The sequence below is a fragment of the Allobosea sp. Tri-44 genome, assembly GCF_004123845.1.
Classification (GTDB): domain Bacteria; phylum Pseudomonadota; class Alphaproteobacteria; order Rhizobiales; family Beijerinckiaceae; genus Allobosea.
Genome location: NZ_NBDP01000030.1, coordinates 101,421 through 114,901 on the forward strand (window position 1 = coordinate 101,421; position 13,481 = coordinate 114,901).

The following is a 13,481-nucleotide window of genomic DNA, read 5'->3' on the forward strand; positions in this document are numbered from 1 at the left end:
GCGATGCATCGAATCGGCTTTCGCGGACGGTTCGACACGCGCCTCCTTAGTTCCGTCGCGTTTCTAGCATGTGCTTTGCCGATGCAAGCGATCGCCGCTGGCATGGGACGAGCCACAGGGATAGCACTCTGCCTTCGATGATTTTCGCTTCGCTCCGACGCGCGCTCGCTCCGGCGCTGGCTTTCGCCGCGCTGTCGGGCACCGCGTTGGCGCAGTCGCCGGCCTGCGACAACTGGCGTGCCGAACTTTCAAACCTGCAGGGCCAGCGCGGCGGTGATGCCCGCGCTGCCCAGGCGGCACAGCGCGTCGCCGGCCAGCTGGCGCAGCTCTCCAGCCAGTATCGCTCGATGGGCTGCGACCGCGGCGGTTTCCTGTTCTTCGGCGAGCAGCCGCCACCGCAATGCGGCGGTATCCGCGCCCAGCTCGGGGCGCTGCAATCGCAATATGGCCAGCTCCAGCAGCAGGCGCAGGGCGGCGGCGTCGAGCAGCGGCGGGCCCAGCTCGCGGCGCTGATCAACAACAATTGCCGGGCGCCGCAGCAACGCGGTTTCTTCGAAACGATCTTCGGCATCGAGCCACGCCGCGGCGAGATCGATTCGACCCTCCCCGAGCTCGACCCCAATCAACCGACCGAGCCGACGGAAGGCGGAGCTCGCCAGGGCGGGCCCTATTCGGTCTGCGTGCGCAGCTGCGACGGCTACTTCTTCCCGCTCGCCAACAGCCCGGGCGGACGCGAGAGCCAGGACGAGATGTGCCAGTCGCTCTGCCCCGGCAGCGAAACGCTGGCCTTTGGCATGAGCAGCGGCGGCGACATCCAGAACGCGGTGGCGCGCAGCAGCGGCCAGCCCTACTCGTCCCTGCCGAATGCGCTGAAATACACCCGCAGCTTTGACGCCGCCTGCACCTGCCGGGGACAGGGCCAGAGCTGGGCCCAAGCGCTGCAGAATGCCGAGCAGATGCTCGAGCAGCGCAAGGGCGACATCATCGTCACCGAGCAGCGCTCGCAGGAACTATCGCGGCCGAAGCCAGAGCAGCCGCCGCGCGGCAAAAAGGGCAATGCCACCGCAGCCGAGGCCAAGCCGGCCGGCCCGGCACCCACCGTGCTCCAGGCCGCACCAGGCGACGAGCCGACGCCTGACATGAACGTGCCGACCGCCAGCACCGAATCCGCCGGCGTCGGCCCGCAGCGGATCGACGGCGAGAAGACGCTGCAGCAGGGCGACGGGCTGAAGCGCGAGAGCAAGAGCGTCACCGGCGAGCGGCGCACCGTACGCATCGTCGCGCCGAACCTCGCGCCCAATCTCGGTGTCGGGGCGACGGCGCGGCCGTAGTCAGGACGTTGCGCTTCGACACCCATGACGGTGTCATCCCGGACGAAGCGAAGCGGAGATCCGGGATCCATTCCTGAGCCTTTCCGAAGGAAGTTCCGGAATGGGTCCCGGGTCTCCCTCCGGTCGCCCGGGACGACCCGCGCTGGGTTTGGCTGGCAGGTCCCCAAGAGCTCTGTCATGCGCTGGGAGCAATTCCGCTCAAATCTTCCGTCGCTGACCAGCAAGGAACGCAAGGTTTAGATCAACGTTCTGCTGCCGGCGCCCGCTGCTCTCGCGCCGCCTCTGAAACGCGGAGCGAGCCATGTCGGAACCAGCAATCGCCACCCCCGCCCCTCATGGCATGGACGTCGCAGACACGGCGCGCCGCCTGAAGGCGATCTTCATCGGCTCGGTTGGCAATCTCGTCGAATGGTACGATTTCTACGCCTACACCGCCTTCGCGCTCTATTTCGCGCCCAAATTCTTCCCCTCGCATGACCCGGTGGTGGTGCAGCTCAACGCCGCGACCCTGTTCGCCGCCGGCTTCATCGTGCGCCCGATCGGCGGCTGGTTGTTCGGGCATATCGCCGACCGCTATGGACGGCGGCTGTCATTGACCGTCTCCGTGCTGATGATGTGCTTCGGCTCGCCCATCATCGCAGTGACGCCGACCTATGAGACGATCGGCTTCGCGGCGCCGGTGCTGCTGGCGCTGGCCCGCATCATCGAGGGGCTGAGCCTCGGCGGCGAATACGGGGCGAGCGCGACCTATCTCACCGAGATCGCCCATCCCGATCATCGCGGCTTCTATTCGAGCTTCCAGTACGTGACGCTGATCGGCGGGCAGCTCACCGCGATCCTGGTGCTGCTCCTGCTGCAGAACGTCTTCCTGACGCATGAGCAGCTTGCGGAATGGGGTTGGCGCATCCCCTTCGTGATCGGCGCGATGCTGGCGGTCACCGCCATGTTCATGCGCCGAAACATGCACGAGACTGAAGCCTTCGTCGAAGCCAAGAAGGCCGGCCCCAAGCAGGAGAGCTCGCTGCGCGGGCTGCTGAAATATCCGCGCGAGGTCGCGATCGTGGTCGGGCTGACGGCGGGCGGCACCGCCGCCTTCTACACCTTCACCACCTATATGCAGACCTTCGTGAAGCAGACGGTCGGCCTCACCGACATCGTCACCACCTATGTCATCGCCGGCTCGCTGATCTTCGCGTCGATCCTGCAGCCGCTCTACGGCATGCTGTCCGACCGGATCGGTCGCAAGCCGCTGCTGATCTTCTTCGGCGTCGCCGGGACGCTGCTGACCGTGCCGATCCTGTCGGCGCTGGAGCAGACCAAATCGCCCTGGGTCGCCTTCCTGTTGATCTCCGGCGCCTGGATCTTCGTCGCCGGCTACACCTCGATCAACGCCGTGGTGAAGGCCGAACTGTTCCCGACCTCGATCCGTGCCACCGGTGTCGCCGTGCCCTATGCGCTGACCGTCTCGATCTTCGGCGGCACTGCTCCCGCAATCGCCCTGTTCTTCAAGCAGCAGGGCCACGAGCAATGGTTCTACTACTACCTCTCGGCGGTGATCTTCATCTCGCTGCTGGTCTATTCGACCATGCGCGACACCAAGCACGACTCGGCGATGCACCGGCACGAATAAAGGGAAGCCGTCATGGCCGGGCCTGACCCGGCCATCTCGGAAACCAGCGGCCCTTTCGTCAGGAGATTCTCGGGTCTGCGCTTCGCTTCGCCCGAGAATGACGCCGTACCGCTCACGCCGCCTCGCCGTTCAGCCGCTTCAGCGCCTTCTCGCGCCCGATCAGCGGCAGCAGCGCCGCCAGCTCCGGGCCGTGGTCGAGGCCGGTCAGCGCCTGGCGCAGCGGCATGAACAGCGCCTTGCCCTTGGCCCCCGTCGCAGCAGCGACCGCTTGCGTCCAGCTCTTCCAGGTCGTCTGATCGAAGGGCTCCGGCGGCAGCAGGTCAGCCGCCTGGGTCGCGAAGGCCTTGTCGGCGACGTGCGGCTCGAGCGGCCCCTCGATCACCTTCCACCAGTCCTTCGCAGCCGAGAGCCGGCCGAGATTGCCACGCACGGCGAGCCAGAACGGCTCGCTGGTCGGAATTCCGAGCTGCTTCAGCCGCTCCTCGACCGCAGCGAAGTCGAGCTGATGCAGCGTGCGGGCCGAGAGCGCCTCCAGCTCGTGCTCGTCGAACTTGGCCGGAGCGCGCGAGACATGAGCGAGATCGACCAGCCCGGCGAGTTCGTCGAGGCTGGAGACCGGGCGGACCGCATCGGAGGAGCCGGTCAGCACGGCGAGCGACGCGACCGCCAGCGACTCGACGCCGGCTTCGCGCAGACCCCGGAGCGAGAGATGGCCGAGACGCTTCGACAGCCCCTCGCCGCTCGCGGTGGTCAGCAGGTTGTGGTGGCCGAAGGTCGGCAGCGTGCCGCCGAGCGCCTGCATGATCTGGATCTGCACGGCGGTGTTGGTGACGTGGTCCTCGCCGCGGATGACATGGGTGATGCCCATGTCGAGATCATCGACCACCGAGGGCAACGTGTAGGGATAGGTGCCGTCCTCGCGCACCAGCACCGTATCGGAGAGCGAGGCGCAGTCGACATGCGACGGGCCGCGGACGAGGTCGTCCCAGCCGATCTCCTCCCAGTCGAGCAGGAAGCGCCAATGCGGCTTGCGGCCTTCCGCTTCCAGCCTGGCGCGCTCCTCGGCCGTCAGCTTCAGGCCGGCGCGGTCATAGACCGGCGGCAGACCGCGGGCGAGCTGGCGCTTGCGCTTGCGGTCGAGCTCGTCGGCGCTCTCATAGCACGGATAAAGGCGCCCGGCGGCGCGCAGCTTGTCAGCCGCTGCGTCATAGAGCGCAATCCGCTCCGACTGCTTGATGCTGGCGTCAGGCACGACGCCGAGCCAGGCGAGGTCTTCGCCGATCGCGTCAGTGAATTCCGGCTTTGAGCGCGCTTGGTCGGTGTCGTCATAGCGCAGCAGGAAGCGCCCGCCATGGCGCCTGGCGAAGAGCCAGTTGAACATCAGCGAGCGGGCATTGCCGATATGCAGATAGCCGGTCGGCGACGGGGCGGTGCGGACGAAGGGAGCGGTCATGACCGGCCGCTTGTCGCGCGGGAACGACGCGAGAGCAAGGGCATCGCACGGGCCTGGCGGAAGGAGATCGACAAGCGCCCGGATTGACGCAAGGGTAGAGGCGACGGGACGGTCGATATCTGCGCTGGGAGGCGAAGATGAGCATCACGGCTTCAGTCGGGCTCGGCGGCAAGAACACGGTTCCAGATACCCGCCTGATCCAGGCGATGATCAATCCGCATACGGCCGCGCTCGGCATCGACCTGCTCGATGTCGATGGCGATTGCGGGCCGCTGACCCGGGGCGGGATCAAGCGCTACCAGCAGGTCTTCCTCAAGATGACGAGCCCGGATTCCAAGGTCGACCCGGGCGGCAAGACCTTCCTGCACATGGCCAGCAACCCGGCGCCGGCCGGCGTCGTGGTCAGCGCCTCGCGCCTGCCGATCAAGCTCAAGGCCGGCGATTTCCTGCAGGTTCCGGTGGTGATGGACCCGGCCGACGGGACGGTGCAGGACGCCTACACCGCCTTTGAATACGAGATCTTTGACAAGGGCGCCCGCATGGTCGGCGCCGACTACGCCTTCGGCGTTCCCAACGAGATCGAGGTCTGGCCGAACGCGCAGGTCCGGATCGGTGTGGTGTTGGACCCAGGCCTGCTGGCGCACGAACAATTCCACTACGATGTCGGCTTCGTCGTCTGCCGCGCGCTGGCGCATCAGCTCACCATCGCCCGCGCCCCGACGATCGGCGGGCTGGTGACGCAGCTCAACAGCCTCGTCGACCTGCACATCAAACGCCGCGTCAAGCTGATCCAGCGCCGCTACGACATCGATACCCATCACGGCGCCAACGCCAAGTACCAGCGCATCTGGCTCGACCGGATGACCGCCTGCATCGCCAATCCGGCGGCCAACCAGATCGGCGGGTTCTGGCTGTAGGCGTGCGGCGCCCCTTTTACCACAGCCCTCATCCTGAGGAGCAGCCATTGGGCTGCGTCTCGAAGGATGCTCCAGTTGGTTCCGGAGCCTCTTGAAGCATCCTTCGAGACGCCGCTGCGCGGCTCCTCAGGATGAGGGCTGCGGAGAGATGCAGACTTTCAGAAATCGAAGCTCTCGCCGCCGGCCTTGCCGACGCCCTTGACCAGGGCGCGGTCCGGCTCATGCGCCGGTGCGCCGGAATCGCGAAAGCGGTTGACGATCGGGTAGCGCCGGTCGCGGCCGAAGTTCTTGCGGGTGACCTTGACGCCCGGCGCCGCCTGGCGGCGCTTGTACTCGGCGAGATAAAGCAGGCGCTCGACCTTCTGCACGGTCTCGAGATCGTGGCCGCGGGCGACGATGTCGGCGAGGCGCATCTCGTGCTCGATCAGGCAGGCGAGGATGTCGTCGAGCACCTCATAGGCCGGCAGCGAATCCTGATCCTTCTGGTTCTCGCGCAGTTCCGCACTCGGCGGCTTGACGATGATGTTCTCAGGGATGACCTCGCCGTCCGGCCCGAGCGCGCCGGCCGGCTTCCAGCGGTTGCGCAGGGCGCTCAGCCTAAAGACCTCGGTCTTGTAGAGGTCCTTGATCGGGTTGTAGCCGCCGTTCATGTCGCCATAGAGCGTGGCGTAACCGCATGACATCTCCGACTTGTTGCCGGTCGTCACCACCATCGGCCCAAACTTGTTCGAGATCGACATCAACAGCGTGCCGCGCACCCGGCTCTGCAGGTTCTCCTCGGTGATGCCGCGATTGGTGCCGGCGAAGAGCTCGGCCAGCGCCTGCTCGAAGCCCTCGACCGGCTCGGCGATCGGCACGATCTCGTAGCGGACGCCGAGCGCGTCGGCGCATGTCTTGGCGTCGTCGAGACTCTCCTGCGAGGTGAAACGATACGGCATCATCACGCAGCGGACCCGCTCGGAACCGAGTGCGTCGACCGCGATCGCGGCGCAGATGGCGGAGTCGATGCCGCCGGAGAGCCCGAGCACGACGCCGGGGAAGCGGTTCTTCTCGACATAGTCGCGCAGGCCGAGCACGCAGGCGGCGTAGTCGGCCTCGTCGCCGCTCTCGACCGGGGCGACCTCGCCGGGCAGGCAGCGCCAGCCGTCAGGGCCGCGCTCCCACTCCGTGATCGCGATCGTCTCGCGGAAGGCCGGCAGCTGGTGGGCGAAGCTGCGGTCGGCATTGAGGACGAAGGAGGCGCCCTCGAAGACGAGCTCGTCCTGGCCGCCGAGCTGGTTGAGATAGACGATCGGCAGGCCGCTCTCGACGACACGGGCGACGGCGACGTTGAGCCGCTCCTCGATCACGCCGCGGCGGAAGGGCGAGCCATTCGGCACCAAGAGGATCTCGCCGCCGGTCTCGGCGATGCACTCGACGACCTCCTCGCCCCAGATGTCCTCGCAGATTGGAATGCCGAGGCGGACATGATTGCGGAAGACGACGGGGCCAGGGAGCGGGCCAGGTTCGAACACCCGCTTCTCGTCGAAGACACCGTAATTGGGCAGGTCGACCTTGAAGCGCACCGACTGGATCAGCCCGCCATCGAGCAGGGCATAAGCGTTGTAGAGCTTGCCGTCCTCGAGCCAGGGCAGGCCGAGGAGCACGGCCGGGCCGCCATCGGCGGTTTCGCGGGCGAGTTCCTCGCAGGCCTTGCGGCAGGCGTCCTGGAAGGCCGGCTTCAGCACCAGGTCCTCCGGCGGATAGGCCGAGAGGAAGAGCTCGGGGAACATCACGAGCTCGGCCCCGCCGGCAGCCGCCTCGCGGCGGGCGGCGCGGACCTTGTCGGCATTGCCGGCGACGTCGCCGACGATCGGGTTGAGCTGGGCGAGCGCCAGGCGGAGAGAAGTCGCGGTCATGCTCCGGATGTAGCTTGCCACCCGTGCGCCAGCAACGGGCCGGCGCTGTCCCCGCCCCTGCGTTTTCGCAATGACAGGTCAGCGCAGCGTCGAGCGGAAATCGGCCGAGTAGCGCAATTCGCGCAAGGGACGCACCGCCTGCGTCGTCTCGTCATAGATCGGATGCCCCTTCCAGGCGGCGAGCGCGGCCTCGTCGGCGAACTCGGCGTAAACGACGATGTCGATCTCATTGCCGATCGGGTCGATCCTGGCATTGGCCGCGACCTCGAAGGCAAGCGCGTGCGGAATCTCGCCAAGCCGACCGAGCAGGCGCTGGACCATGCCGACATCCTCGGCACGTTTGGCCGTGAAGAATACGATGTGCCGGATCATGCGCCCTCTCCTCGCAGCCGGGAATCGCGCGTCCTGACCGCGGGCGGATGTCTGATCGAGGATGATCGGATCGGCAATCCATTAACCCGACATTAGGGTTAACCCGGCATGAATCATCTCCGGGCCAGCTCAACCAATGCGCTGGCTTTCGTTCGGAGAGACACGCGATGCGTGCTGGATCTATCGCCGCCCTCGCCCCCGTCGTCGCAATCGCCTGCACGCTGGCGCTGCCGCAGGCGGCGCAGGGTGCTGACTACCTCCGAGGCTCGCAGATCGAGCAGCCGGTGGAGCCGCCGCCGATGTTCGGCGGTGGGCGCTTCGACTGGTCAGGTTTCTACTTCGGCGGCGGCGCCGGCGTCAGCGAAACCAAGTTCAAGCCGGGCGAAGGCCTGCGCGCTCTGGCGAATTCCGCCTTCCGCAACACAGACCTGGCCGCCGAACGCGACATGGGTTCATTCATCAATGACCTGCCGGACAAGCGCGACAGCGGCACGCAGTTCTTCGGCATCGCCGGTTACAACTACCTGTTCGACGATGTCGTGCTCGGCCTGGAGGCGGACTACACCCGCGCCGGCCATGAGTACAGGGTGAGGGACTTCATCTCGCGGCGCAGCACCATGGCGGCCGGCCACGCTTACGGCTGGTCGATGGCAACCGACCAGGCGGCCAAGTTGAACGACTACGCGACGCTGCGCCTGCGCATGGGCTGGGCCGCTGGCCGGATCATGCCCTTCGCCACCATCGGCGCGGCGCTCGGCCGTTTCAACACCACCTCGACGATCGACGCGGACACCACGATCATCACCAATCCCGGCCTACCAACCGAAACGGTCAGTCAGGCCACGGGCTATCCGCTACGCGTCGGCACGCTTCGCAAGAACACCTACGCCTTCGGCCTCGCCGCCGGCGTCGGTGTCGACTGGGCTCTCACCGACAACCTCTTCCTGCGCGCCGAATACCAGATCATCCGCTTTGCGGAGATCGAGGGCACGACGACGACTGTGAATACCGGCCGTGTCGCCGCCGCGCTGAAGTTCTGAAGAACGCGATCCTCCAAACGACAAGGGCCGCAGCGTCGCTGCGGCCCTGTTTCGTTGGCGAGAGCCTCGCGGATCACTCAGCGGCTTCGACCTCAGGCCGCGCCCGGCCGGCGCGTTCGCGCTTGACCAGCTCGGCGACGAGGAAGGCGAGCTCCAGCGCCTGCTCGGCATTGAGGCGCGGATCGCAGACCGTGTGATAGCGGTCGTTGAGATCAGCGTCGGTCATGCCGCGAGCCCCGCCGGTGCATTCGGTGACGTTCTTGCCGGTCATCTCCAGATGCAGGCCGCCGGCATGCGTCCCTTCCGCCTGATGCACGGCGAAGAAGTTCTTCACCTCGGTCAGGATCAGGTCGAACGGACGCGTCTTGTAGCCGCTCGCCGCCTTGACCGTGTTGCCGTGCATCGGATCGCAGGACCAGACGACATTGCGCCCTTCGCGCTTGGTGGCGCGCACCAGCGCCGGCAGGTGGTCGAAGACCTTGTCGGCGCCGAAGCGGCCGATCAGCGTCAGGCGGCCGGCCTGGTTCTGCGGGTCGAGCGCGTCGATCAGCTTGAGCAAGCCATCGACCGTGGTCGAGGGGCCGCATTTCAAGCCGATCGGGTTCCTGATGCCGCGGAAGAACTCGACATGGGCATGGTCGAGCTGGCGTGTGCGATCGCCGATCCAGACCATGTGGCCGGAGGTGTCGTACCACTCGCCCGAGGTCGAGTCGGTCCGCGTCATCGCCTGCTCATAGCCGAGCAGCAGCGCCTCGTGGCTGGTATAGAAATCCGTGGTCCGCATCTCGGGATGCGTCTCGGGATCGATGCCGATGGCGCGCATGAACTCGAGCGCCTCGGTGATGCGCTCGGCCACTTCCTGGTAGCGATGCGAGGCCGGCGAATCCTTGACGAAGCCGAGCATCCAGCGATGCGCCTGGTCGAGATTGGCATAGCCGCCGGTCGCGAAGGCGCGGAGCAGATTCAGCGTCGCAGCCGATTGCCTGTAGGCTTCGAGCTGGCGGCGCGGATCCGGAATCCGGGACTCGGCCGTGAACTCGTTGTCGTTGATGATGTCGCCCTTGTAGCTCGGCAATTCGACGCCGCCGATCGTCTCGGTCGGGGTCGAACGCGGCTTGGCGAACTGGCCGGCAATGCGGCCGATCTTCACCACCGGCGAGCCGCCGGCGAAGGTCAGCACCACCGCCATCTGCAGGAACAGCCGGAAGAAGTCGCGGATGTTGTCGGCCGAGTGCTCGGCGAAGCTTTCGGCGCAGTCGCCGCCCTGGAGGAGGAAGGCCTCACCGGCAGCGACCTTGCTCAACGCCCGTTTGAGCTTGCGCGCCTCGCCTGCAAAAACCAGCGGCGGAAAGCCGGCGAGCTGCTGCTCGACCGCCTTCAAGGCTGCCTGATCCGGGTATTCCGGCATCTGCTGGACGGGCTTTGCCCTCCAGCTATCGGGCGTCCACCGCTCGGACATGGGTACTGCTCCTGGTTTCACGTATCGCGCGTTAACCTCATCTTGGCGCGAAGGGCGGCCTATACACCCGCAAGTGGCCGCTGGCCACCGCTACGGCAAGAGCGGCCGTCCTCGGCGCGAAAGAGCGAATCCCGTCAAGCGGTTGGCGCGATCCGCTGCCAGATGGATTCCGGGCTTTGCCGCATCGATTCAAGCTGCTGCGACGCGGATTCAGCCGGCTCAGATTTTGAATCATGCGAAACAGACGGGGACTGGCCCGCCCTCAGGCCGGCGTGATGTCGGTTCGGCCAAAGTCGTCGCCCTTGAACAGCAGGGCGGCGCCGAGATGCTTCGCCGTGGCATAGGAGAAGCAGTCACCGAGATTGAGGATACCGGGATAGCCGGGGCCGTTTCCGTAGCGCTCGGCGGCTTCGATGGCGAGTGCAGTCATCGCCATGTCAGGCGCAACGGGCTCGATGGCAGCCGCGTTCAGGAATTCCTCCACGAGAACCAGCCCGGCCGACCTCGCTATGCCCTTGCGGCGCGCGACCGCACAAGCCGCCTCCCAAATCGTCACTGTCGAAGCGAAGCGTGGAACAGCATGCCGGTCGAGGCTGACCGCCAATGCTGGTGCCTCAGCCTCCTCCAGCATCAACGCAACGATCGCGGAAGCGTCGAGCGCGATCACTGCCCGCCGCTCAGCTCGTCATAGAAAGCCCGGTCCGGCACAGGCCCCTTGTCGGGCATCGCCCGCAACTTCTCGCGCAAAGGCGCGAGCTTCTCCCACAGCGTCGGCTCGGCCGCTTCCCGCTCCGCCTTCTCCTTCAGCGCGCGGTGAATGATCTCGGTCACGCCCGTGCCATGCCGGCGGGCGAGATCGCGCGCCAGCGCCTCGACGGTGTCGTTCTTGATGCTCAGGCCCATTGCGCTCTCGGTTCGCAAACCGCCCCCGTTTCTAGAACTCAAACCAATCATTCTAGAATTTAGGCTCCGGCGCCTCTCTCCGCAAGCCGCTCGCGCAGTTTGATGCACTGCTTGCATCAATCGCTCCGGCATTTGCATTTCACACCTGCCCGCAAAGACCATTGTCTCGCCCGCGCGGCGCGACTGAAGATGGCCGCGCATCAATAACGCCCATTGCGGCGACGGGAGGGACCATGAGACGTCACGTTCTGGCGGCCGCTTTCGGTATCGCCTGCAGCCTCGGGCCGGCACAGGCCCAGCAGACGCAGGAGCCGATCTCACTGCGCGGCATGGGCTCCTTCCATGTCGGCGGCAAACTGGTCGAGCTTTCCGGCCGGCCGGTGAAGGACGTGGTGTTCACGCCCGGCGGCACGCCGGCCCGGGTCGATCCGAACGGCACCTACCAGACCGGGCAGATGTATGTGCAGTACTTCCTGCCGCAGAACGAGCGCGGCACCGTCCCGCTCCTGCTCTGGCATGGCGGCGGCATGACCGGCGTCAATTACGAGACGACGCCTGACGGCCGCCAGGGCTGGCTCGAATTCTTCCTGCGCAAGGGCTGGTCGGTCTATAATTCCGACGCGGTCGAGCGCGGACGCTCGGGCTGGGCGATGTATCCCGACGTGATCCCCGGCGAGCCGGTCTTCCTGACCACGGCGAACCCGTTCGAGCGCTTCCGCATCGGTGCGAGCGGCGGCTATGACGGCGACCCGGCCAAGCGCAAATACCTGCCGGGCAACCAGTTCCCGGCCGAAGGCTACGACAATTTCGTCAAGCAGATCGTGCCGCGCTGGACCTCGACCGATCAGATGATCATCGACGCCTATATCGCCGAGGTCGACAAGGTCTGCCCTTGTGTGATCGCCTTCCACAGCCAGTCCGGCCAGTTCGGCTTCAAGGTGGCGCAGGCGCGGCCCGACAAGGTCAAGGCGCTGATCGCGGTCGAGCCGGCCGGCATCGGCGACCCGGCCAAGGCGACGGCTTTGAAGGACATTCCGGTGCTGATGGTGTTCGGCGATTATATCGAACAGGACGCGCGCTGGCCGACGATCCGCAAGACCGCAACCGATTTCGGCGACAAGATCAGCGCGGCCGGCGGCTCGGTCGAGGTCGTCAACCTGCCCGCCGTCGGCATCAAGGGCAATTCGCACATGGTCATGCTGGACAAGAATAATCTTTCCGTCGCGCAGCTGATCCAGGACTGGCTGGCGAAGAAGGGGCTGACGAAATAGCCGGGAGCTCGCGCGCCTGCTCCAGCAGCCAGTCGCGGAACAGGCTGATCTTGCGGGCCGTCCGCCGGCGCATCGGGTAGGTCAGCCAATAGTCGTGGCCGCCGGCGAGCATCAGCTCGAAGGGCTGGATCAGCAGCCCTTCGCAAAGCTCGCGGCGGAAGAAGACCGGCGAGCTCATGGCCGCGCCATTGCTGGCGAGCGCGGCCGTGACTTCGAGCTGCTGTACGGCGAGGTCAAAGCGTGGCTCCACCGCTGTGGCTTCGGAATTGACCCCGGCGGCGGCAAACCAACGGTCCCAGGCCTCGGTCTTGCCGATCCGCTTTACCCGCAGCAGATCGGAGGGCTGTGGCGGCCGGCCGAGATCGCGGAACAGATTCGGCCCGCAGAGCGGGGTGAACTCGCTCTTCATCAGCCAATGCGCCTCCAGTCCCGGCCATTGACCGGTGCCACGATGGATCGCGACATCGCAATCGTCGGCTTCCGGATCGTGCTGCCCGGCTCGCGTGACCATCCGCACCGCCAGCCCGGGGTTCTCGCACTGGAACAGACCCAGGCGCGGCACCAGCCAGTTCGAGGCGATAGTCGGCAGCGCCTGGATCGAGAGCACGCCCTCGGCCGTTTCGGTCACCGCGGCGAAGGCCGCGCGCAGCCCGTCGAAGGAACCCATCACCGATGACGCGAGGCGCTCGCCGGCCTCGGTCAAGGCGACGCGGCGCGACAGGCGCTGGAACAGCGGCAGGCCGAGCCGCTCCTCCAGCAGCTTGATCTGATAGCTCACCGCCGCCTGCGTCATGCCGAGCTCGACGGCAGCGCGCGTGAAGCTGCCATGGCGCGCCGCCGCCTCGAAGGCGCGGACCGCGCTGAGCGGCGGCAGGCCGGTCACCAGATCACTCATCAGCTGGCCTTATGTATCAGGCGTGAAATCCAGTTTGTCCGCAGCGGTGACCAACGGCATCCATAGGCCAATCAGGGCACACCGGGAGCCGAGCAATGACGGCCGAAGTTAGCAGGAAAAACGGATATGTCAGCCTTATGCCTGCCATCAAAGCAGCGCTGTTTCGGCTGCGCCAGTTTCAACGCAATCGCCTGGTCGCGCTTGACGACCGCCTCGACCAGGAAGGCCTGACGGCTCATATGGCGCGAGACATCGGGCTCGACGATGCAAGCCTGATTTATGACAGCCGCCGCGCCGACCGCGGCGTCTGAT

13 protein-coding genes are annotated in these 13,481 nt (G+C 66.3%); 6 read left to right on the forward strand and 7 right to left on the reverse strand.

The genetic code is table 11. The annotated features are described in order from the left end of the window. Nucleotides 1-137 precede the first annotated feature (137 nt). Both B6S44_RS16895 and B6S44_RS16900 read left to right on the forward strand, forming a co-directional pair. Nucleotides 138-1,331: a DUF2865 domain-containing protein gene (locus tag B6S44_RS16895; protein ID WP_164985860.1), complete on the forward strand. Its 1,194-nt coding sequence runs from the start codon at nucleotides 138-140 to the stop codon at nucleotides 1,329-1,331. 301 nt (nucleotides 1,332-1,632) lie between these two features. After that, nucleotides 1,633-2,961: an MFS transporter gene (locus B6S44_RS16900; protein WP_129158056.1), complete on the forward strand. Its 1,329-nt coding sequence runs from the start codon at nucleotides 1,633-1,635 to the stop codon at nucleotides 2,959-2,961. A 112-nt stretch (nucleotides 2,962-3,073) separates the two neighbouring features. On the opposite strand, the gene gltX is transcribed toward B6S44_RS16900, so the two are convergent. Next, nucleotides 3,074-4,414: a glutamate--tRNA ligase gene (gene gltX, locus B6S44_RS16905; RefSeq protein WP_129158057.1), complete on the reverse strand. Its 1,341-nt coding sequence runs from the start codon at nucleotides 4,412-4,414 to the stop codon at nucleotides 3,074-3,076. A gap of 137 nt (nucleotides 4,415-4,551) precedes the next feature. Here gltX and B6S44_RS29390 point away from each other — a divergent pair, with 137 nt between their 5' ends. Beyond that, nucleotides 4,552-5,331 carry a hypothetical protein gene (locus tag B6S44_RS29390; protein ID WP_164985861.1) on the forward strand — a complete coding sequence of 260 codons (780 nt, stop codon included), beginning with the start codon at nucleotides 4,552-4,554 and terminating at the stop codon, nucleotides 5,329-5,331. 158 nt (nucleotides 5,332-5,489) lie between these two features. Here the strand turns inward: B6S44_RS29390 and B6S44_RS16915 are convergent, their stop codons facing one another. Together B6S44_RS16915 and B6S44_RS16920 are read right to left on the reverse strand one after the other, a co-directional pair. Continuing rightward, nucleotides 5,490-7,229 (reverse strand): NAD+ synthase, encoded by a 1,740-nt coding sequence (locus tag B6S44_RS16915; RefSeq protein WP_129158058.1) that lies wholly within the window; start codon nucleotides 7,227-7,229, stop codon nucleotides 5,490-5,492. 78 nt (nucleotides 7,230-7,307) lie between these two features. Beyond that, on the reverse strand, nucleotides 7,308-7,601 hold the full coding sequence (locus tag B6S44_RS16920) for a Dabb family protein (protein WP_129158059.1): 294 nt from the start codon (nucleotides 7,599-7,601) through the stop codon (nucleotides 7,308-7,310). Between the two features lie 167 nt (nucleotides 7,602-7,768). On the opposite strand from B6S44_RS16920, the gene B6S44_RS16925 reads away from it, so the two are divergent. Further along, complete coding sequence (locus B6S44_RS16925; protein WP_129158060.1) at nucleotides 7,769-8,641, forward strand: outer membrane protein; 873 nt, start codon at nucleotides 7,769-7,771, stop codon at nucleotides 8,639-8,641. Between the two features lie 73 nt (nucleotides 8,642-8,714). On the opposite strand, the gene B6S44_RS16930 is transcribed toward B6S44_RS16925, so the two are convergent. From B6S44_RS16930 to B6S44_RS29395, 3 genes are all read right to left on the reverse strand, one after another. Continuing rightward, nucleotides 8,715-10,100: a class II 3-deoxy-7-phosphoheptulonate synthase gene (locus B6S44_RS16930; protein WP_129158061.1), complete on the reverse strand. Its 1,386-nt coding sequence runs from the start codon at nucleotides 10,098-10,100 to the stop codon at nucleotides 8,715-8,717. Nucleotides 10,101-10,362: 262 nt separating this feature from the next. After that, complete coding sequence (locus B6S44_RS16935) at nucleotides 10,363-10,767, reverse strand: type II toxin-antitoxin system VapC family toxin (protein WP_129158062.1); 405 nt, start codon at nucleotides 10,765-10,767, stop codon at nucleotides 10,363-10,365. After that, complete coding sequence (locus B6S44_RS29395) at nucleotides 10,764-11,003, reverse strand: type II toxin-antitoxin system VapB family antitoxin (RefSeq protein WP_164985862.1); 240 nt, start codon at nucleotides 11,001-11,003, stop codon at nucleotides 10,764-10,766. The genes B6S44_RS16935 and B6S44_RS29395 overlap by 4 nt, the downstream gene beginning before the upstream one ends. Before the next feature lie 233 nt (nucleotides 11,004-11,236). On the opposite strand from B6S44_RS29395, the gene B6S44_RS16945 reads away from it, so the two are divergent. Continuing rightward, complete coding sequence (locus B6S44_RS16945) at nucleotides 11,237-12,274, forward strand: alpha/beta hydrolase (RefSeq protein ID WP_129158064.1); 1,038 nt, start codon at nucleotides 11,237-11,239, stop codon at nucleotides 12,272-12,274. On the opposite strand, the gene B6S44_RS16950 is transcribed toward B6S44_RS16945, so the two are convergent. Continuing rightward, nucleotides 12,198-13,169, reverse strand: coding sequence for a LysR family transcriptional regulator (locus tag B6S44_RS16950; protein WP_129158065.1), 972 nt, complete (start codon nucleotides 13,167-13,169; stop codon nucleotides 12,198-12,200). The two genes, B6S44_RS16945 and B6S44_RS16950, sit on opposite strands and share 77 nt — an antisense overlap. Nucleotides 13,170-13,264: 95 nt before the next feature. Between B6S44_RS16950 and B6S44_RS16955 the strand changes: the two genes are divergently transcribed. Next, a complete protein-coding gene (locus B6S44_RS16955) occupies nucleotides 13,265-13,480 on the forward strand; it encodes a hypothetical protein (protein ID WP_129158066.1) in 216 nt (71 codons plus the stop codon). Nucleotide 13,481 lies beyond the last annotated feature (1 nt).